This is a genomic window from Pseudomonas urethralis (assembly GCF_021602465.1).
GTDB lineage: Bacteria > Pseudomonadota > Gammaproteobacteria > Pseudomonadales > Pseudomonadaceae > Aquipseudomonas > Aquipseudomonas vlassakiae.
In genome coordinates this window covers 425813-445788 of record NZ_BQIJ01000004.1, presented here as the reverse complement: position 1 = coordinate 445788, position 19976 = coordinate 425813, and the positions used below count along the sequence as shown (strand labels likewise).

22 protein-coding genes and 1 pseudogene are annotated in these 19976 nt (G+C 61.7%); 6 read left to right on the top strand and 17 right to left on the bottom strand.

Going from position 1 to position 19976, the window contains the following annotated elements:
- The coding region (locus tag L6D64_RS09860; RefSeq protein ID WP_236192402.1) for a transposase at positions 1-308 on the top strand (308 nt) is incomplete at its 5' end.
- 255 nt (positions 309-563) lie between these two features.
- On the opposite strand, the gene L6D64_RS09855 is transcribed toward L6D64_RS09860, so the two are convergent.
- Positions 564-1493 carry a LysR substrate-binding domain-containing protein gene (locus L6D64_RS09855; protein ID WP_176506752.1) on the bottom strand — a complete coding sequence of 310 codons (930 nt, stop codon included), beginning with the start codon at positions 1491-1493 and terminating at the stop codon, positions 564-566.
- A gap of 195 nt (positions 1494-1688) precedes the next feature.
- Here L6D64_RS09855 and L6D64_RS09850 point away from each other — a divergent pair, with 195 nt between their 5' ends.
- Genes L6D64_RS09850 through ttdB form a run of 3 tightly spaced genes read left to right on the top strand, consistent with a single transcriptional unit; the run spans position 1689 to position 4559 of the window.
- Entirely contained in the window at positions 1689-3035 is a 1347-nt protein-coding gene (locus L6D64_RS09850) for a dicarboxylate/amino acid:cation symporter (protein ID WP_176506751.1), read from the top strand.
- A gap of 19 nt (positions 3036-3054) precedes the next feature.
- Entirely contained in the window at positions 3055-3954 is a 900-nt protein-coding gene (ttdA, locus tag L6D64_RS09845; protein ID WP_081255345.1) for a L(+)-tartrate dehydratase subunit alpha, read from the top strand.
- Positions 3951-4559, top strand: coding sequence for a L(+)-tartrate dehydratase subunit beta (gene ttdB / locus L6D64_RS09840; protein WP_176506750.1), 609 nt, complete (start codon positions 3951-3953; stop codon positions 4557-4559). The genes ttdA and ttdB overlap by 4 nt, the downstream gene beginning before the upstream one ends.
- Before the next feature lie 91 nt (positions 4560-4650).
- Here the strand turns inward: ttdB and L6D64_RS09835 are convergent, their stop codons facing one another.
- Positions 4651-5616 carry a DMT family transporter gene (locus L6D64_RS09835; protein ID WP_176506749.1) on the bottom strand — a complete coding sequence of 322 codons (966 nt, stop codon included), beginning with the start codon at positions 5614-5616 and terminating at the stop codon, positions 4651-4653.
- Between the two features lie 75 nt (positions 5617-5691).
- On the opposite strand from L6D64_RS09835, the gene L6D64_RS09830 reads away from it, so the two are divergent.
- Positions 5692-6546: a LysR family transcriptional regulator gene (locus tag L6D64_RS09830; protein ID WP_176506748.1), complete on the top strand. Its 855-nt coding sequence runs from the start codon at positions 5692-5694 to the stop codon at positions 6544-6546.
- Positions 6547-6734: 188 nt separating this feature from the next.
- Here the strand turns inward: L6D64_RS09830 and L6D64_RS09825 are convergent, their stop codons facing one another.
- The 8 genes and pseudogenes from L6D64_RS09825 to L6D64_RS09790 form a co-directional block, all read right to left on the bottom strand.
- A complete protein-coding gene (locus tag L6D64_RS09825; protein WP_176506747.1) occupies positions 6735-6992 on the bottom strand; it encodes a DUF2790 domain-containing protein in 258 nt (85 codons plus the stop codon).
- A gap of 109 nt (positions 6993-7101) precedes the next feature.
- Positions 7102-7572: a cyanase gene (cynS, locus tag L6D64_RS09820; protein ID WP_054887772.1), complete on the bottom strand. Its 471-nt coding sequence runs from the start codon at positions 7570-7572 to the stop codon at positions 7102-7104.
- A 39-nt stretch (positions 7573-7611) separates the two neighbouring features.
- Positions 7612-8271, bottom strand: a complete 660-nt coding sequence (locus L6D64_RS09815) for a carbonic anhydrase (RefSeq protein ID WP_176506746.1) — start codon at positions 8269-8271, stop codon at positions 7612-7614.
- Between the two features lie 336 nt (positions 8272-8607).
- Positions 8608-9084, bottom strand: coding sequence for a nuclear transport factor 2 family protein (locus L6D64_RS09810; protein WP_054887770.1), 477 nt, complete (start codon positions 9082-9084; stop codon positions 8608-8610).
- 53 nt (positions 9085-9137) lie between these two features.
- The gene (locus L6D64_RS09805; protein ID WP_176506745.1) at positions 9138-9716 is read right to left on the bottom strand and encodes a TetR/AcrR family transcriptional regulator; all 579 of its coding nucleotides are present in this window, start codon (positions 9714-9716) and stop codon (positions 9138-9140) included.
- A gap of 118 nt (positions 9717-9834) precedes the next feature.
- Positions 9835-9948, bottom strand: a pseudogene (locus L6D64_RS09800) (RNA polymerase subunit sigma-70); the annotation flags it as partial.
- A 79-nt stretch (positions 9949-10027) separates the two neighbouring features.
- A complete protein-coding gene (locus tag L6D64_RS09795) occupies positions 10028-11068 on the bottom strand; it encodes an ABC transporter substrate-binding protein (RefSeq protein WP_176506744.1) in 1041 nt (346 codons plus the stop codon).
- 301 nt (positions 11069-11369) lie between these two features.
- The gene (locus L6D64_RS09790) at positions 11370-12593 is read right to left on the bottom strand and encodes an amidohydrolase family protein (RefSeq protein ID WP_176506743.1); all 1224 of its coding nucleotides are present in this window, start codon (positions 12591-12593) and stop codon (positions 11370-11372) included.
- A gap of 138 nt (positions 12594-12731) precedes the next feature.
- Between L6D64_RS09790 and cynR the strand changes: the two genes are divergently transcribed.
- A complete protein-coding gene (cynR, locus tag L6D64_RS09785; protein WP_176506742.1) occupies positions 12732-13619 on the top strand; it encodes a transcriptional regulator CynR in 888 nt (295 codons plus the stop codon).
- A gap of 31 nt (positions 13620-13650) precedes the next feature.
- Here the strand turns inward: cynR and L6D64_RS09780 are convergent, their stop codons facing one another.
- The 7 genes from L6D64_RS09780 to L6D64_RS09750 all read right to left on the bottom strand — a co-directional run bounded on the left by L6D64_RS09780 (position 13651) and on the right by L6D64_RS09750 (position 19829).
- Complete coding sequence (locus L6D64_RS09780; RefSeq protein ID WP_176506741.1) at positions 13651-14136, bottom strand: DUF2878 domain-containing protein; 486 nt, start codon at positions 14134-14136, stop codon at positions 13651-13653.
- Between the two features lie 2 nt (positions 14137-14138).
- Positions 14139-15398 carry an SAM-dependent methyltransferase gene (locus tag L6D64_RS09775; protein ID WP_176506740.1) on the bottom strand — a complete coding sequence of 420 codons (1260 nt, stop codon included), beginning with the start codon at positions 15396-15398 and terminating at the stop codon, positions 14139-14141.
- Entirely contained in the window at positions 15373-16185 is an 813-nt protein-coding gene (locus L6D64_RS09770) for a DUF1365 domain-containing protein (RefSeq protein WP_176506739.1), read from the bottom strand. The genes L6D64_RS09775 and L6D64_RS09770 overlap by 26 nt, the downstream gene beginning before the upstream one ends.
- Positions 16182-17429 (bottom strand): NAD(P)/FAD-dependent oxidoreductase, encoded by a 1248-nt coding sequence (locus L6D64_RS09765; protein ID WP_176506738.1) that lies wholly within the window; start codon positions 17427-17429, stop codon positions 16182-16184. The genes L6D64_RS09770 and L6D64_RS09765 overlap by 4 nt, the downstream gene beginning before the upstream one ends.
- A gap of 3 nt (positions 17430-17432) precedes the next feature.
- Complete coding sequence (locus tag L6D64_RS09760; protein ID WP_176506737.1) at positions 17433-18185, bottom strand: SDR family NAD(P)-dependent oxidoreductase; 753 nt, start codon at positions 18183-18185, stop codon at positions 17433-17435.
- Entirely contained in the window at positions 18182-18604 is a 423-nt protein-coding gene (locus L6D64_RS09755; RefSeq protein WP_176506736.1) for a nuclear transport factor 2 family protein, read from the bottom strand. The genes L6D64_RS09760 and L6D64_RS09755 overlap by 4 nt, the downstream gene beginning before the upstream one ends.
- Before the next feature lie 217 nt (positions 18605-18821).
- The gene (locus tag L6D64_RS09750) at positions 18822-19829 is read right to left on the bottom strand and encodes a zinc-binding alcohol dehydrogenase family protein (RefSeq protein ID WP_176506735.1); all 1008 of its coding nucleotides are present in this window, start codon (positions 19827-19829) and stop codon (positions 18822-18824) included.
- Positions 19830-19976: the final 147 nt, after the last annotated feature.

The following is a 19976-nucleotide window of genomic DNA, read 5'->3' as shown; positions in this document are numbered from 1 at the left end:
AAAGTTGCGCCATGCAGAAGCAGTGTACGACGGGTAAGGAACGCCGGTTAAAGCGCTGGGAGCATGAAACGGTAGTCGAAGCGGTGCAGATCCGATTGGAGCATGATCCAGGAAAGATGAAAGTTCGCCGGCAAACGGTGGAGCATCCCTTCGGAACGCTCAAATACTGGATGGGAAGCACTCACTTCCTGACCAAAACCCTACCGAGGGTAAGCACCGAAATGAGCCTTCACGTGCTGGCTTACAACCTCAAACGAATGATGAGCATCTTTGGCATCGCTGGGCTGATTGAAGCGATCAGGACATGAGGCCAAGCATTTTTTGCGTCCGTATACGGCTATTCGGGCCGCTGCGGCGGCCCAAATAGCACAGGCCGCGTCTGGTGCCCGACTTAGGTAGATCAGCACTTAGATCTGCTGAATTAACAGGCTGCCCCAGCTTCTTTCGCTACTCGACGTACTTACTTGCGTTTTCACACAGCCTGGGTCGTAAGCAGTCGTTCGCGACTGGCCGTTAACGACCCATAGCGGTCGATGCTCTAAAACGACAGGTGCGATACAGTATTAACGCGCCCAGGCAACAAGACCATTTGCCTGCTGATCTGCCTTACTCTTGAAAAAATCTCTGAGGTGTTCAATGAAAAATGACACTTTCGCAGATAAATTCAGGCGCTCCAAGTAAACGGCATAGATGTCCGCCGGAGGTGTTTCATAATCCGCCAGCACCTCTTCAAGCCTTCCGGATCGTAAATGATCAGCCAGGTTCCACTCCGCACGCATAAGTATCCCATGCCCCTCCAAGGCCCAGCTCAAGGCGACCTCACCGTCATTGGTACTCAAGCCACCATGAACCTTTATGGACTCGATCTGCTTACCCCGACTCAATCGCCAAGTGGCAAATGCCGCATCGTTTTGCCGCAACACTATGCAGTTGTGCTTCATGAGATCACGTGGAGACTCCGGTCTGCCGAAGGTGTCGAGATAGCCCGGTGTGGCGCAGAGACGTCGACGGTTGCTGGCAATCTTTCGAGCAATCAGTCTGGAGTCCGGTAGCTCACCGAAACGAATAGCCACATCGATCGCGTCATCGGGAAGATGGATCGGACGGTCGCTCAGGTGCAGCTGGACCTCCACCTCAGGGTAACGCTTGGCAAAGGATGAAATTGCCGGCCCTACATGAGTACGCCCAAAGCCAAGAGGCGCATTCACACGCAGCAAACCCTTCGGTTCGGCGCGGCTGCTTGAGACCTGCCGCTCCATCTCCTCAATCTCCTCAAGGATCCGCTTGGCATTGACCAGATAAGTCTCACCTTCCGCCGTGAGGCTGATGCTGCGTGTCGTCCGATTCAGCAAGCGCACCCCAAGGCGCTTTTCCAGTTGCGCAAGACGCTTCGTCACTGCAGGTGGGGTGAGGTTCAGCTCGCGAGCGGTGGCCGCCAGGCTGCCCGCCCCGACCAGCTGACTGAAGAAAGCAAGCTCAGACACAGGGTTCATAATTAACTCTAGGTAAATAATGAGTTTAATTTCATTGTATTACACCGTTTCTAAAAAACCATTACCTTAGTCCCTGCGTGATTAACCACAAAAAAACTGGGCTATTAAGCTGCCAGCCTGTGAGGAGGTTTTCCTCCCGCTGCGTAGCCCAGTCGCCACATAAATCCGACTCACAACAATAATTCGGAGACGGCAATGGCCAAGCGATGGGTAGGTAAGTTGTACGTGCAGGTGCTGATCGGGGTTTCGATCGGCATCCTGTTAGGCGTGTTCTGGCCGCAGCTCGGCGTAGACATGAAGCCGCTGGGTGATGCGTTTATCAAGCTGATCAAGATGGTGTTCGCGCCCATCATCTTCGCGACGGTGGTGCTGGGCATCGCCAAGATGGAAAACATGAAAGAGTTGGGTCGGGTCGGTGTGCGCGCCCTGATCTACTTCGAGGTCCTGTCAACTTTTGCTCTCGTTCTGGGCCTGATCGTTGTCAATCTGGTGCAACCCGGACAAGGGATGAACGTCGACCCAGCCACCCTGGACACCCAGGCAATTTCCACTTACACCTCAGCCGCAGCTACGGGTACGGGCGGTGTCACCGACTTCCTGCTCCATCTGATTCCGGGCAGCGTAGTCGACGCCTTTGGCAAGAATGAGATCCTGCAGATCCTGCTTTTCTCTTCCTTGCTGGGCATTGCCCTGGCCAATCTGGGCGAACGCGGCAAACCGGTCGTTGACGTGCTGGAGGCATTCTCACACGGCATGTTCTACATCGTTGGCCTGGTCATGCGCGTCGCGCCGTTGGCAGCTTGCGGCGCAATGGCGTTCACCGTAGGCAAGTACGGCTTGGGCTCGATCGCGTCGCTAGGCAAATTGATGGCGACCATGTACCTGACTTGCTTCCTGTTCGTGGTGATCATCCTGGGCAGCATCGCGCGGATGTCGGGCTTCAGCTTGTGGAAGTTTCTCAAGTACCTGCGCGAAGAACTGTTCACCGTGCTCGGCACCAGCTCATCCGAGTCGGTAGTGCCGCAAATGATGAACAAGCTGGAAAAGGTCGGCGTATCCAAGCCAGTCGTCGGCCTGGTTATCCCCTCCGGCCTCACCTTCAATCCTGATGGCCAGTGCATCTACTACACCATGGCCGCGATCTTCATCGCCCAAGCCACCAACACACCATTGTCCCTGATGGATCAACTGATCGTACTCGGCGTGCTGCTGCTCACCTCCAAGGGTTCGGCAGGGGTTACCGGCTCAGGCTTCATCACGCTCGCTGCGACCTTGGCCACCATGGACAACATTCCGGTAGCCGGCATGGTGCTGCTGCTAGGCGTCGATCGTTTCATGTCCGAGGCTCGCGCTATCACCAACACCATCGGCAACGCGGTCGGAACGATGGCCATCGCGAAGTGGGTCGGTGCGCTTGATAGCGACCGCATGAACCAGGTTCTTGATGGCAAAGCCTGCGCTGAACCAGAGAAAGAAGCGTTAAAGGGTACGGCTCCACTCACTGCCGTCAGCCCTGAAAAAAAACACCTTGTGATGCACTGAGGAAATAACCGTGGACACCATAGATAAAGAAGCAGCCGTCTCATCGCTGACCGACACGCTGGCCAAGTTCACTGCCTATATTGGCAAACGCCTGCCCAAAGACGTGAAGGAAAAAACGGCCAAGCTGCGTGCAGCCGAAACCAATCCACTGGCCATTGCCGTGTATGACTCGATGGCCGACAACCAGGAATACGCCGACAAGCTCAACCGGCCGAGCTGCCAGGACACTGGCGTGATCCAGTACTTCATTTCGGCCGGCGCGCGTTTTCCGCTGCTCGGTGAAATGGAAGGCATCCTCGAAAATGCTACCAAGGAAGCCACTGTCCATGGGCCCCTGCGCCATAACGCGGTGGAAACCTTCATCGAGAAGAACACGGGCACCAACACCGGCTCGAAAATCCCGTGGCTGGACTGGGAAATCATCCCCGATGCCGACTACGCCATCGTCGACGTGTATATGGCCGGTGGTGGTTGCACGTTGCCGGGTTCGGCCAAGGTACTGATGCCAGGCCAAGGTTATGAAGGGGTGACTGAGTTTGTCTTCGATGTCATCACCTCCCGTGGTGTAAACGCCTGCCCACCTTTGCTGGTAGGTGTGGGTGTCTCCACCTCGGTGGAGACCGCAGCTCGCCTGTCGAAGAAGGCCATTCTGCGCGAAGTGGACTCCAGCCACCCGAACGAAAGCGCGGCGATGATGGAGAAGCTGCTGGAAGAAGGCCTCAACGAAATCGGCATCGGCCCGCAGGGCCTGACCGGCAACAGCAGCGTGATGGGCGTGAACATCGAGTCTTCGGCGCGTCACCCCTCGACCATTGGCGTGGCAGTTTCCACCGGTTGCTGGGCACACCGCCGCGGCAAGATTCGCATCAACGCCGACCTGACCTATGACATCCTCTCCCACGAAGGGGTAGTACTGTGAAGAAGATCATCAACACCCCGATCAGCGACGAAGATCTGGCCAACCTCAACCTCGGCGACGTGGTTTACCTTACCGGCCAACTGGTGACCTGCCGTGACGTCGCCCACCGCCGTCTCATCGAGCTGGGCCGCGAGCTGCCTGTGGACCTGCGTGGCGGCGCTATTTTCCACGCGGGCCCGATCGTCAAGAAGAAACAAGACGGCAGTTTCGAGATGGTGTCCATCGGCCCGACCACCAGCATGCGCATGGAAAAATTCGAGAAGCAGTTCATCGAACAGACCGGTGTCAAGCTGATCGTAGGCAAGGGCGGCATGGGGCCGGAGACCACTACCGGATGCCTGGAGAACAAAGCCGTACACGCAGTATTCCCCGGTGGCTGCGCAGTACTGGCCGCCACCCAGGTCGAGGAAATCGAGTGTGCCGAGTGGCAGGATCTGGGCATGCCGGAGACGCTGTGGGTCAACCGGGTGCGTGAGTTCGGGCCTCTGATCATCTCCATCGATACCAAGGGCAACAACCTGTTCGAGCAGAACAAGGTCCGCTTCAACGAGCGCAAAGGTGCGGTCATCGAGAAGATCAATAGCCAAGTCCGTTTCATCAAGTGATGAGCAGGGGCAGTCAAGTGAATGCCTGAACTGCCCATCTCTCAACCTTGCCAAGGCACTTATCTACATCGCTGTCAGCGGCGTCATCACCTCAGCGAGGGGTAGGATGGCTGGGCTTGCGCTCATCGCGGCTGGATCGTCGGGCCTCGGCGCGTACCACCAGGCAGATCCCGACCGCCGATAGCGCCATGCCCGCTGCCATCTGCCAGGACAACGGCTCATCGAACATCGCCCAGGCCCAGAGCAGGGTGATCGGTGGGCTGAGATAAAGCACGCTGGCGACGCGGGTGGCCGAGGACCTGCGCAGGCAGACCCAGTACAACCCGTAGCCACCAAGCGTCGACAGAACTACGGTCCACGACACGCTCAGTGCAAAGCCTGCGCTGGCAACCGGTGCCAGGCTGCGTTGGCTGCCTTCGAGGGCCGCGAAGGCGAAACTGGAGACGAAACACTGCAGCCAAAGGTTCGGCAACAGGCCCATGGCCTGCACCGTGCTGCGTTTTTGCCACAACGTGGCGACCGCCAGCGAACACATCCCGGCCACGGGCAGGCCATAGGCCCACATCGGTGCTGTGCCCAGCGTCAGCGCATCGTGGGTCACCCACAGCATCCCCAGCAGCCCGACGACCAGGCCGACCCACACCTGCAGCGGCAGGCGCTCGCCCAGCAGCAGCGCCGCGAGCAGCGCCATGCCCAGCGGCAACAGGTCGGCGCATAACGCGGCAAGGCCGGCGGGCACACCCAGGGCAATGCCCTGCGTCACGCCGGTGAGGTAGCCCGCCATGGCCAGCAGGCCGATGCCCGCGTGCCTCAGCAACACGGCAAACGGCGTCTGGCGCAGGGTGCGCCAGACGAACGGGAACAACAGCAGGCTGACCACGAGGCAGCGCCAGAACACTACCAGCAGGGCGGGGGCATGATCGACGGAAAAGCGTGCGCCGATGAACCCGGAGCTCCAGGTTAGCAGCAGTGCGGCTTCAAGCAAGGGCAGCGGCAAGGCCCGCCGCCAGGGGCGACGGGTCTGCATGGAGGGCGGAGTCGGCAGGTGCTGGTTCATACTCCCGACACTACGAAATCGGGGTAATCTGATAAATCAAAATTAACTGCAGCAGTGCTTTACGGATATTGAACCATGGCCACCACGCTCGATATCGACCTTCTGCGTACCTTCCATGCCGTGGTGCGTATCGGCAAATTCAGCGCTGCGGCCGAGCAGCTGCATAAAAGCCCGGCGGCTGTCAGCGTCCACATTCAACGCCTGGAGGCCGTCGCCGGCGGCAGGCTGCTCAATCGCGACAACCAGTCCATATCGTTGACGGCCCTGGGCCGACGGCTGCTGAATTCGACTGCCGAGCTGTTACGCACCCACGATCAGGTGCTGGCAGAGCTGCACGGGCCGGATCTGGCCGGGCGTATCACGCTCGGTGTCCCTGACGAATATGCAGCCCATGTGATTCGCGATATCTTGCCGACGTTCAGCGCTGCCTGGCCGAATGTGGTGCTCGAACTGAGGACCGGGCCGAGCCATGCCCTGAGGGATCTGGTCCGGCGCGGCAAGCTGCAGGCAGCAGTTGTCGCCCAGGCCGAAGGCACGCTCGGGCCCAATGCCGAGCGACTGCTGTCGACCACGCCGGTCTGGGTCGGGCCGATGAACGCGGCGGCGGTACTTCATGACCCGTTGCCGCTGGCTGCCCATGCGCTGCAATGCCCCTATCGTGAGGCCATGACCGAATCACTCAAGGCCTCGGGACGCCGCTCGCGGATCGTTCTTGAAAGCCACTCCAACCAGGCCGTCAAAGCCTGTGTGGAGGCCGGGTTGGCCATCAGTGTGATCGACCGGGCCAAGGTCACCGGGCGCATGCAGATCCTCGAGGGGCTACCGGCTATTCCCGACCACGATATCCTTTTCGTGCGCAGCCCGGCATCGGGCGGGGACGCCGCCGTGACTTTGCTGGCGCGGGCGATGCGGCAATCGTTTCGACTGTAGGCAAGGGGCGGACGCTTCGATGCGCAGCAGGCGGGTAGATAGCGCGTCCACGTTTCACCAAGGTGGATTCTGTGGCATCACGCCCGTTCACGGGGAGTACGGTTTCGATCATGCGCATCTGCTGCGTTCAGGGCAGCTGACCTTGATGGACAAGCGCGGCCAGCGCACCGAACTGTCTGAGCCAAGCATCAGTTGTTGGAACAACCATTTCCCATGATGCGGTACTCCATGACATGCCGCTCGCCATTGGAGTCATCGTAGGTCAGCTGCATCGGCACCACGTCGCAGACATCGGGCACCGGCGTAACAGCCACCACGTGCGCGATATCCAGGTGTTGAGCGTAGCGATAGGGTTCGACCGCAACCTGTGTGGCCTGGGTATTCTGTTCATCGGCCAGCGCAACAGAACCCAGGCAGCCCAGGAGCAATAGGGATAACAGTTTCATGGTAATCACCTGAAGTGGGGCGCAAGAACGCCAGAGCACCCAAGCGGTGCTCGGTCGTCATGAAGGTTGAAGGGTGGCCCGGCGCCGTCAGGCGCCGGGCTGGGCTGCATCAGAAAGGCTTGGTGGGCAGGTATTTGCCATCCAGGGTGATCACGGCACGGTGGCCACCCTCGGGATCTTCGACCTTCTTGATGTCCAGCTTGAAGTTGATGGCACTGATGATGCCGTCACCGAACTTCTCGTGGACCAGTGCTTTGAGGGTGGTGCCATACACCGACATCATTTCGTAGAAGCGGTAGATGGTAGGGTCGCTCGGCACGCCGTCGAAGAAGCTGCCGCGGATCGGCATCGATTGCAGCAGTGCCACTTGATCGGCATCGAGGTCGAGTTTTTCGCCCACCACCTTCGCGGCGCTTTCCGGCAGAGGGTGCTGGCCAAGCAGGGCAGCGGTGACAAAGGCTTCGGACAGGCCAGTGCCGTCAACGATCTGTGCGAATGACAAGTCCTTGCGAGCCTTGGCCTGAATGATCACTTCGGTCAGTTCCTGGCGAGCGGTACGGGTGGCTTGAGTCTGGATCATGGTGAGTCTCCTGGGTAAGTAGAGGTGCAGGTACAGGTTTCAGGCAACGTGCCTGGCGTGTTGGGAAACAGCGTGGACTTCCGGGTTTTCTGCAAGCGACACGAAGGTGCCGGTACTGCCATCAAAGGCGTCGATACGTCCGCTCTCGATGTCGTAGATCCAGCCATGCAAGGTCACGCGGCCTTCTTCGAGCGCCAGGCGTACGGATGGGTGGGTCTGGATGTTGGCCAGTTGCGCGATGACGTTTTCGCGCACCATGGAGGCGACTTTGCTCGGCATGTCCACGTGTTGGCGGGCCTCGTTGACGACCTTGGCCGAGTCGGCATAGCGCAACCATCCAGACACCGCGGGCATGTGATCGAGGCACTTGCAGCTGGCAATGGCCGTCATCGCGCCGCAGTCGGAGTGGCCGCAGATCACGATGTCTGCAACGTCTAGCCCGGCGACCGCGTATTCGACGGAGGCCGACACGCCACCTGGCTCTGGCCCATACGACGGCACGATGTTGCCGGCGTTGCGGATGACAAACAGATCACCTGGCTCGCGCTGGGTAACCAGTTCAGGCACCAGCCGGCTGTCCGAGCAGGAGATGAAGAGCGCCTTGGGGGCCTGTTGATTGGCCAGGTCCTTGAACAGTTTGACCCGCTCAGGGAAGGCGTTTTTTTGAAACTTCAGAAATCCGTCGATGATCGCTTTCATGGTTGCTGTCTCTGTGTCGCTGGGTGTGAGACAAAGATTAAGCAGTGCATGTGATAAGGTAAAAGTCTCAATTATTATGAAACGGATCAGATTATCTTATGGGTTGAGCATGCTGGCTCGATGACTGGGCCTGCATCGGTTGTTACGGCAAAGGCGAATGCCCTCGGCAGGGTGATGTCAGGCAGCGGGAGAGGGGACACTGAAAAGAATGCCCCCATTGGCTGTTTGAGGGCCAATGGGGGCTTATGGATTGCAAAGAACCTGGAACGGGGATGATAAACGCCAGCTGAAAAAAAACCTGATCCTGCATCAAAGCAGGATCAGGTTCGGCATGAATTAAAGGCCCAGTTCAGTCAGGCCTGGGTGGTCATCCGGACGGCGCCCCAGCGGCCAGTGGAACTTACGCTCGCTTTCCTTGATGGGCATGTCGTTGATGCAGGCGAATCGGCGTTGCATCAGGCCGTCGGCTTCAAACTCCCAGTTTTCATTGCCGTAGGAGCGGAACCAGTTACCCGAATCGTCGTGCCACTCATAGGCGTAGCGGACGGCGATGCGGTTATCGGTGAAGGCCCACAGTTCCTTGATCAGACGGTAGTCCAGTTCCTTCTTCCACTTGCGGGTCAGGAACGCCTGAGCTTCTTCGCGATTGTTTGCAAATTCGGCTCGGTTACGCCATTGGGTGTTCAATGTATAAGCAAGCGCAATTTTTTCAGGGTTGCGAGTATTCCAACCGTCTTCAGCGAGTCGGACCTTTTCAATCGCCGACTCGCGAGTGAAAGGAGGAAGTGGCGGGCGAGCCTGTTCGTTGGACATGGTGGTGCCTCCAATCTATTGGATGAATCAGTCGAGTGGGTATTGCCGGGGTGTCAGGCGCTTACGCGCTGTTGTTGTTCAAGCAGTAACTTGGCGATATCCCGTGCACTGTCGAGTGCCGTAAAATCACCCATCACGCGGGCGACGGTTATCGTGCCCTCTATCAGCACGAAGAGTTGCCTGGCCAACTTCACCGGATCGTTGACCTGCAACTGGCGGGTCAGCTCCAGTGTGTAATCCAGAAGCTTTTGCTTGTGCAGTTTTGCGATCTGCCGAATAGGGTCGTCTGCGTCGCCCACCTCGCCGGCGGTATTGATGAATGCGCAGCCCCGAAAACCGTCAGACTCGAACCAACTTCCAAGCACATCAAAAATGCCGAGAATGCGCGCGTGCGGCGTTGGGGCTTTTTCGCACTCACTCCTGAACCACTGCATCCAGCGTACATCGCGTGCATTGAGTGCCGCTGCGGCGACATCGTCTTTGGTTGCGAAATAGCGATAGATACTCTTACGGGCTACGCCTGAAGTCTTTACCAAAAGGTCCATGCCCGTGGCGTGAATCCCGTTTTCGTAAATCAGCTTCTCGGCAGTCGTGAGGATTTTTTCGCGTGTATCGTTCATTGGCTTGTTCATGTAGTTAGAGTAGAACGATCGTTCTCCCTGGTCAAGCAACGATTGATTTATTTCATTTGAGGGTTGCCAAGGAGTACTTAGCCGAAGCGCCGGCCCCGGCTATCGGTCATATCACTTTCAGTTCGTTCAGGCTGCGCTGGATACGGCTCTTCAGACGGGCGTTCGATGGCTGTGGCGCAGCCAGCGCGGTCAGCTGCAGCAAGCGTGCCTCCCAGGCATCCACTGCGGCGCGCCCTGGCTATCGATGCCCAGGCTGTTGATCAGCCCTTCCTCGATGCCGAGGAGCCGGCGGGACGCCGGCTCCGGTCAGTTCAACGAGCGGCCCAGGCGTTGAAGCGCTCTTCGAGCTCTTCGCCATGGTCGACCCAGAACTCGGCGTTCACCAGCTGCGCCTCGGCCATATTGCCCGGTGCGGTAGGCAGCTGTTGCTGGACGCCCTCAGGCAGCTGCGCCAGCGCTTGCGTACGTACCGGGCCGTAGGGGATTTGCGTGGAGAAGGTCTTCTGCGGCCCGACCTGGCTCGCGAACCTGATGAATTGCTCTGCCAGGTCCTTGTTGGCAGTGCCGCGCACGATCGCCCAGTGATCGGGGTCGTACAGGCTGCCCGGCCACACGATGCGCAGTGGTGAGCCTTCCTTCTGTGCGGCAGCGATGCGCCCGTTGTAGGCGGCGGACATCACCACATCGCCTGCCACCAGCCACTGGGGTGGCTGCGCACCGGCTTCCCACCACTGGATGCTCTGCTTGATTTGATCCAGCTTGTGGAACGCACGGTTGACGCCCTCGGGTGTACTCAGTACCTGATACAGGTCCGCGCGGGAAACACCATCGGCGAGCAGCGCGACTTCCAGGGTGTACTTGGCGCCCTTGCGCAGGCCGCGCTTGCCGGGGAAGCGCGTGGTGTCCCAGAAGTCTGCCCAGGAGGCGGGCCCGACGCTAAGCTTTTGAGGGTTGTAGGCCAGCACCATCGACCAGACATAGCTGGCTACGCCGCACTCGCTGACAGTCCCGGACAGGTAGCCGGACTGCTCGCCGAGAATGCCGGGGTCCATACGTTCGAACAGGCCCGCTTCGCAGCCGCGGATCAGTTCGGGGCTCTCGACCTCGACCACGTCCCAGGAGACATGGCCCACGTCCACCATGGCTTTGATCCTGGACAGTTCGCCGTTGTACTCACCCGCCACCACCCTGGCAGCACCGCTCTTCTCGAACGGCTGGAAGTACGCTGACTGCTGGGCCGCCTTGGTGGCCCCGCCGAAGGAGATGATGGTGAGACTGGCTTCATTGGCTACGGCGCACAGGCTGAAACCGGAAAGCAGTGCAACGCTGAGCGATGCGGCGATGATACGCATGGAAAACTCCCTCATTGCTTGTGGTTGTGTTGTTTTGTCGAGGCAGTTGGGCCAGTCGGCCCGAGCCCACTGCGCAGCGGTGTGCGCAGTGGTTTCTTGTTGTTGTGGTGAGTGCGTATCGCGAGGCGCTGGGTGGAAATGACTGGAAGGCGGTTGTCACTCACCTGGGGGATGGTGCGCCACAGCTGCGGCGGGGGAAATTAGTAAAAATATGCTCCAGTCATATGAAAATGCTCTGCAGGCCGCTGGCGCCAGGGTTACGCAGACGCTCAGCTGAGCGATGCTCCGCCAGGGCGAGCGGCTAGAAAACCACCGAGCGCCGATGCTCCGTGGTCGCCACCACGTTGCCCCGCTTGAGCACCATCAGCCGCGCTGGCAGGTCGAGAATCACATCGCTGACCGCCTGGGTATCCATCAGCACCAGGTCGGCGTCCTTGCCCACCGCCAGGCCATAGTGCTGCAAGCCCAGGGCCTTGGCCGGGCCGGTGGTGAGCATCGACAGCACCGTGGCCTGGTCGTCGGCACCGCCCAGGTGGCAGGCCGGCAGGGCCAGTTGTGCGATGTTCAGCAGGTCGCCGGTACCATACGGGGTGAACGCATTGCGAATGTTGTTGGTGGCCAGGCACACGTTCACGCCCCCATCGCGCAACGCCCGCACCGGGGTCAGGCTACGCCGTACGTTGTAGCTGTCGCCTCGGGCGCCCAGGTGCAGGTCGGTGGCCGGCAGGCACATCACACTGATGTCGGCTTCGCGCAGCAGCTCGATGATACGCGCCTGCCGCTCGGGTTCGACCGCGGCCAGGCTGGTCAGGTGGCCGACGCAGACGCGGCCTTGGTAGCCCTCGGCGAGGGTGCGGCGGGCCACATGCTCGATGGTCATCTGCTCGGCGTCATCGGCGAAGTCCTGGTGCAAGTCGATGTCCTTGCCGTAGCGCTTGGCCAGGTCGAACACGAAGTCGATGTGATCGAAGGGCGACACGTCGTTGTAGGGGATGCCACCCACGACATCGGCGCCTTTCTCCATGGCCTCGACCATCATGGCCTGCATGCCTGGCAGTTTCAGGATGCCTTCCTGGGGGAAGGCAACCACCTGGATGTCGATGATCTGGCGAAACTTATCACGCAGTTCCAGTACCACGTCGAGGCCGGTAAAGCCTTGCACCGGGTCGAACTCGGCGTGGGCGCGGACATGGGTGCTGCCTGCCTGCACGAGGGCGCGCAGCACCTGAGTCGAGCGCTCCAGGATGTCCTCGCGGGTGAGCGTCGGCTTGAGCGCGGCGGTGACCTCGATCGCTTCCTTCAGGGTGCCGGAGCGATTGGCCTTGCGCTGCATGACGTTGGCCTTTTCCAGGTGCAGGTGGCCTTCGACGAACCCTGGAATCAGTACGTTGCCGTTGCCTTGGACTTCCTGCGCCGCGCGTGCGGCAATCGCCGGTGCGATTTCGACGATCCTGCCGTTGTGTACGGCAACGTCCTGCAGCGGTTGTGCGTCATCGATGCGCACGTTTCGAAAGATGATATCCATGGGGTGTTGCTCCTCATAGCGGGTGAGGCCCGCCGCTGTGGCGCGGCGAGCCGGTCGGGCAGAGGTTAGGGGGCATGTGGCATAAGGTAAAAGTCTGATTTATGATCGTGTCGATCAGATTAGGTTATGTAAGAGACCATGCTTGCCCGACACATCCAGTACTTCCTCGCCGTGGCGGCGCATCACAGCTTCACCAAGGCCGCCGCGGCCCTGCATGTCTCCCAGCCGGCGCTGTCGCAACAGGTCCGTCAGCTGGAAGAAAGCCTTGGCGCCCAGCTGTTCGATCGCTCGGGGCGCACCACGCGGCTGACCGATGCCGGGGAAGTCTACCTGGCCTATGCACGCCGTGCCGCGCAGGAGCTGGAGGAGGCCAGGCGCGCCATCCACGACGTCAGCGACCTCAGCCGCGGTTCGCTGCGGGTCGCGGTGACGCCGACATTCACCACCTACCTGGTCGGCCCCCTGGTCGAAGCCTTCCACACGCGTTATGGGAACATCACCCTGAACGTGTGCGAGATGTCCCAGGAGCGCATGGAGGCACTGCTGCTCGCGGATGAGCTGGACGTGGGGATCGCCTTCGAGGGGGGCCAAGCCGAGGACATCGAGGCCAGCCCGCTGCTGGTCGAGACGCTGGCGCTGGTGGTCAACCGCCACCACCCCTTGGCCCGGGCAACGTCCATCGGGCTGGAGGCCCTGAGCGCAGAATCGCTGGTGCTGCTCAGCGGTGAGTTTGCCACCCGCGAACAGATCGACCGTTTTTGCCAGCAACATGGCATTCACCCGCAGGTGCGGATGGAGGCCAACACCATCAGCGCGGTGACCGAGATCGTGCGTCGTACGACGCTGTCGACCCTGCTGCCTGCCACGGTCGCGCTGGCCCATGACGAGCTGGCAGCCATTGCGCTCGACCCGGTCCGCCTGCAGCGCACGGCCGTGCTGATGCAGCGCAAAGGCGCCTACCAGAGCGCTGCGGCGCGGGTGTTCAGGGAGATGGCGACAGCTGTGGCTGCGCGGCTGGCCAGCTGAAAGGATGCGGCCGGAGCGGGCGCTTCGCTGATCAGCCCCGTGCTGCGAAGCGCAAGGCCAGTGGCAGCGCCAGTGCCCATACCGGTGCCAGGATCAGCGCGGTCTCCAGGCGCCCGAGTGGCAGCTCGATACCGGCCAGCCGGGCGCCGGCCAGATAGGCCAGCGGGCCACCGAACAGGCCCAGCAGCACCGCGCGCCACGCGGGCTGGCCGAGCCCTGCCAGGCTGTGGCGCATGCCACTGGCCAACACCAGCCACAGCAGTGCCAGCCACAGTGGCAGCGGCCACTGAGCGAAACTGAACACACCGAGCAGACCCAACGTACTGTCCAGCAGGCAGCCGGCCAGCGCTACCCACAGCAGCACGCGCAGCTCGCCGCTTGGGCTCAGCCGCAGGTGCAGCAGCAGGCCGCTCACTACCATAAGCAACAGCCACGGCCTGTGTGCCCCCAGCACACACAGCCACCAGCCCGCTTGCAGCCACAACGCGTTGCCGAGCAACCAGACACGACGGCCCATGTTCAGGCATCCGGTAGCGGTGCCCGCCGCGCCTGGGGGCCGGCCCATAACAACTGGGCGACGCCGATGGTCCGTTCCTCGAAGCCGCCCTGGCAATAGCACAGGTAGAACTCCCACAGGCGCTGGAAGGTGTCGTCATAACCGAGCCTGGCCAGTTCCGTGCGTGAATGGCGCAAGTTGTCGCGCCAATGTCGCAGGGTGCGCGCATAGTCCAGGCCGAAATCCTCCAGGTGCACCAGGTTCAGCTCCGTCTGGCGGCTGGCGGTATCGAGCAGGACGCTCAACGAAGGCAGCGCACCACCGGGGAAGATGTAGCGCTGGATGAAGTCCACCGAGCGACGGGCCTGGGCGTAGCGTTGGTCGCGGATGGTGATGGCCTGCAGCAGCATCAGGCCGTCGTCCTTGAGCAGCGTGGCGCATTGTCGAAAGTAGGTGGGCAGGTAGCGGTGGCCGACCGCCTCGATCATCTCGATGGACACCAATTTGTCGAAGCGCCCGCGCAGGTCGCGGTAGTCTTCGTGCAGCACGGTGACTTGCCGGTCCAGGCCCAGCGCCTTGACCCGCTGCAGGGTGTGGGCGTATTGCGCGGCGGAGAGGGTCGTGGTGGTCACCCGGCAACCGTGCTGCAAGGCCGCGTGGATGGCCAGGCTACCCCAGCCGCTGCCGATTTCCAGCAGGTGCTCGCCGGGCTTGAGTTCGAGCTTCTGGCAGATCTGCCGGAGCTTGTTCGACTGCGCCTGTTCCAGGGTTTGTTCGGCGCTGTCGAACTGCGCAGCGGAATACATCATGGTCGGATCGAGCAGCCGTTCGAACAGCGCATTGCCGAGGTCATAGTGGGCCAGGATGTTGCGCCGCGCGCCGCGCCGGCTGTTGCGGTTGAAGTGGTGCAGCAGGCGCAGGGCCGGGCGGGCCAGGCGCGCCAGGCCGCCTTCCATGGCGTCCAGCACTTCGAGGTTGGCGACGAACAGGCGGGTCACCGCGGCCAGGTCCGGGCTGCGCCAGTAGCCGTGGATGTAGCCTTCGCCCGCGCCGATCGAGCCATTGCCGGCCACCAGGCCCCAGGCTGCGTCGTCGACAATCTCCACTTCCGCATAGAGCGGGCTGGCGACGTCGCCGAAGGTCCATTGCCGGCCCTGGCTGATCAGGCGCAGGTGGCCACGGCTCAGGTGGCACAGCTGTGCCAGTACCGCACGCCTTGCCAGCCCGCCGAACAGCGGCGCGATGCTGACTGATTTGCTAACGCTCAGGGTCGGGTCGGGCATGATCGGGGTCCTCGTGTATGGCTTGGCCAAGCGACAGGTCGTGCTGGCTAGCGGTGTGGTCGTAGACAGGGGAGCGTTTGAGCAGCAGGCGCAGGGCTTGCCAGTAGATACCGGCGACGGTGCGCAGGCTCATCCAGGGAAAGGCCAGCAGGTGCCGCTGCAGGCTGGCGCGGTCGAGCGGCTGGCGCTGCACGGCGAGGTCCGCGGTGAACACCAGCCGCCCGGCTTGCCAGTTTTCCATGTGCACACGCACGCGTTGCCCATCGACGGCGAAGCGCAGCCGATAGTCCATGTCCATGGGCATGAACGGCGAGACATGGAAGGCCTTGGCCACGGTAAATGGGCGGGCCAGGTCGCCCTGTACTGGCAGCACGTAGTGGAAGCGCTCGCGCCAGGGTGTGTTGCGTACCTCCAGCAGCACGCTGGTGACCTGCCCTTGGCGGTCGTGGCAGAAATAGATGCTCACCGGGTTGAACGACAGCCCCCAGCAGCGCGGTTGCGTCAGCAGGTGCACGGCGCCTTCGGGCACTTGCCCGGTGGCCTGGCCGACCAGCAGGCGCACGGCCTCGCCCAAGGGCTTGCCCTGGCGAGTCAGCGCCGGCAGGTAGTCGGTTTCGCGCCAGCACAACGGCGCCAGGCGCGAACGCCCGAGCCAACGGGACAGGCTCAGCAGGCGCGGCAGTTCGTCGAGGTCCAGGTAGAACAGGCCGATGCGATAGCGGAACGCGTGCGGCCTGGGCGTCAGGCGCCGGTGGCTTAGCCAGCCGTGGCACAGGCTGCTGTTCACAGCTGCTCTCCGAAGTGCCTGGCGACGTTCAGTGCACTGAGCACGCCGTCTTCATGAAAGCCATTGGCCCAATAGGCGCCGCAGTAGTAGCTGTGCAGCGGGCCCTGCAGTTCGCCCTGGCGGGCCTGGGCGGCAACGGCGGCGAGGCTGTACTGGGGATGTGCGTACTCGAAGCGGGCGAGTATCTGTGCCGGGTCTATCAGCGCTGTCTGGTTGAGGCTGACGCAGAACGTCACCGGTGCATCGATGCCCTGCAGGATGTTCATGTCGTAGGTGAGCGCAGCGGGGGCCTCTTCGCTGCCACCCAGGCGGTAGTTCCAGCTGGCCCAGGCCCTGCGCCGGCGGGGTAGCAGGCGGGTGTCGGTGTGCAGCACCACGTCGTTGCTGGCGTAGTGGATGGCACCCAGGATTGCCTGCTCCTGTTCGCTGGGGGCGTCCAGCAGCGCCAGCGCCTGGTCGCTGTGACAGGCGAAGACCACTTTGTCGAAGCGTTCGCTGCCAGCGGCCCAGGTCACGTTCACACCCTCATCGTCGCGGCTTACCCGTTGCACCGGGCAGTTCAGGCGAATGTGCTCGGCAAAGGGCTGGCACAGTGGCGCCAGGTAGCTGCGTGAACCGCCCTCGATCACCCGCCATTGCGGGCGCTGGTTGACTGAAAGCAGGCCGTGGTTACGGCAGAAGCGCACGAAGAACTGCAACGGGAAGTGCAGCATGTCGGCCCGTGACATCGACCAGATGGCCGAGCCCATGGGCACGATGTAATGCTCGATGAAGCGCTGGCCGTAGCGGTTATCCCGCAAGTAGCTGCCCAAGGTGGTCGCGCCATCGATGCGCTGCTGGTCCAGGTCGGCCAGGGCCTGGCGGTTGAAACGCAGCACATCGCGCAGCATGCCCCAGAAGCCGGGCGACAGCAGGTTGCGCCGTTGGGCGAACAGGCTGAGCAGGTCGTGCCCGTTGTACTCGAAGCCGCTGCGCGGGTCGTGCACCGAAAAGCTCATCTCGGTCACCCGCGAGCCGACGCCCAAGTGTTGCAGCAGGCGGATGAACTGCGGGTAGGTCCAGTCGTTGAAGACAATGAAGCCGGTGTCCACCGCATACTGCTGGCCGCGCCACTGCACATCGACGGTATGGGTGTGCCCGCCCACCCGGTCGGCCGCTTCGAAAACGGTGACGGCATGCTGGCGTGACAACAAGTGGGCGCAGGTGAGGCCAGCGATACCGCTGCCGATGATGGCGATGCGCATGGGTCAGTCCTCGGGTTGTCGCGCCAGGCGCTGGCCCAGCTTCAGGCGCCAGCGTGCCGGCAATGCGCCGAGCAGGCGCAGTAACAGGGTGAAGGTGGCGGGGAAGGTGATCTCCAGCGGGCGACGGGGCAGGCGCGCGACAATGTGCCTGGCGGCGCGCTCGGCACTCCACAGCTGGGGCATGGGGAAGTCGTTGCGGCGGGTCAGCGGGGTATCGACGAAGCCGGGGTTGACCAGGGTGACATCGATGTTCTCGCGGGACAGGTCCAGGCGCAGGGATTCGACCAGGTAGCGCAGCGCTGCCTTGGACGCCCCATAGGCACCGGCCCGCGGCAAGGCCAACCAGCTGACCGAGCTGCCGATCACCACCAGATGTGGCCGCTCGCTGCGGCGCAGCAAGGGCAGGGCGGCCGCCAGGCAATGGCTGGTGCCGATCAGGTTGGTGCGCATGACCCGCTCGACCAGCGCCGGGTCGAATTGCCCCGGCTCGAGGTATTCGCAGGTGCCGGCATTGAGGATCACCAGGTCCAGCGAACCCCAGGCCTGCTCGATCTGTGCGGCGATACGTGCCACCTGCTCAGGCTGGTCGACATCGCCGACGGCCAACAGCACCTGGCCGGCAAACTGTTCGGCCAGGCCTGCCAGCCGCTCGGCTTGCCGCGCCCCAAGCGCTACCTGGTGGCCTTGCTCCAGCAGGCGCTGCGCCAGTGCTGCGCCGATGCCGCTGCTGGCGCCGGTCAACCAGCAGCGGCTCATGCCAGCCTGCCCTTGAGCCAGCGAACCGCGCCGCCCAGGACCGGAACATGTTCATACAGCAAGGCGCCAGCGTCGAAGTAGTCCTGATGGAAGTACACCCGCCCACGCCAGCGCAGGTGACTACAGCCCTGCAGGCTGATCGGCTGGCCGCCGGCCAGGCGCGGATGGCGGTAGTGCATGATCCAGCGGATGTAGCCGTGGCCCGGCGCTGGCTCATCGAGCCCTTCGAAGCGGTAGCCGACCTCGGAGACATTGGCATAGAGCTGTGCGAAATAGCCACGCAAGGCCGAGAGCCCACTGATGTGATGCAGTGGATCGCGGAAATTCACATCCTCGCTGTACAACTCGCCGAGCAGCTCGAGATTGTCTGGACCCAGCGTGGCAAAGCGTTCAGTGAAATGTTGCAGGTAGTCGGACATGCGCAATACCTGTACAAAATGAAATTACTGTACAAGGTATAGTGCAAGCGCCTGGAAAAATCTATACAGCCGAATACTTTTGTACAATTTTATCGTGCGCCTTCCATCGAGGCGCGGGCGTTCGCTGCTGCGCGACGCTTTCATGTTACCGATCGCGCCTGTTGGAGGGCTGACCGCGCTCGCGACAGCCTCCACTTTTGGCTATGTGCGTAGCGGGTCAGAAACCTTCCAGCACGATTTTCCCTTTGGCTTTACCGCTTTCGATCAAGCCGTGGGCGCGCTTGAGGTTCTCGGCGCTGATCGTACCGAAATGTTCGCCGAGGGTGGTTTTGATGTCACCCTGGTCAACCAGCTGCGAAACACGCTCGAGCAGCTGGTGCTGTTTGATCATGTCCTCGGTCTTGTACAGCGATCGCGTGAACATGAGCTCCCAGTGCAACGAAAGCGACTTGCGTTTGAGCGGCATCACATCCAGCTGCGCGGGGTCGTCGATCAGCGCGAGCTTGCCTTGGGGCCGCAGCACTTCGACCAACTGGGTAAGGTAGGTGTCGGTGTGCGTCAGGCTGATTACATAGTCGACCGGGTTGAGCTTGAGCGCTTCGAGCTGGAGCGGGATCGACTGGGCGTGGTCGATGACGTGATGGGCGCCCAGTTCCTTCACCCACGCTTGGGTTTCAGGCCGTGAGGCGGTGCCGATGACGGTCAGTTGCGTGAGCTTGCGGGCCAGCTGAACGAGGATCGAACCGACACCACCGGCAGCTCCGATAACCAGCAGACGTTGGCCCTTGCCCGCGTTCTCTTCGATACCCAGGCGGTCGAACAGCAATTCCCATGCGGTGATGGAGGTCAGCGGCAAGGCCGCGGCGCTTGCGTTGTCCAGGCTGCGCGGTTTGCGCCCGACGATGCGCTCATCGACGACATGCAGCTCGCTGTAGCTGCCGGGGCGATCGATGGCGCCGGCGTAGAACACCTCATCACCCGGTTGGAACAACGTCACTTCGGCGCCTGTCTCGCGGACGACGCCAACTGCATCCCAGCCCAGAACCTGCGGCAGCTCACCGCCACGGCTTGCGCGGATTTTCGTATCGACAGGGTTTACGGCAATCGCCTTGACCTCCACCAGCAGGTCCCGGGCACCCGGTTTGGGCGCGGGGAGTTCCGCGTCGTAGAGCGATTGCGGGTCATGGATAGGCAAACCGGGCTGGTTATAAACGACGGCTTTCATGGGCGCTACCTCCAGTGATGTGAAAAGTGCGTGCAGGCTATTGGTTTCGATTCATTCAAGACACAACCTGAATGGAGTAAGCCTTTATCGCTTGGGATGAAAATCGGGTGAAGCCGCCACGTCTGGCTGGCTTCACCCGGTGAACGG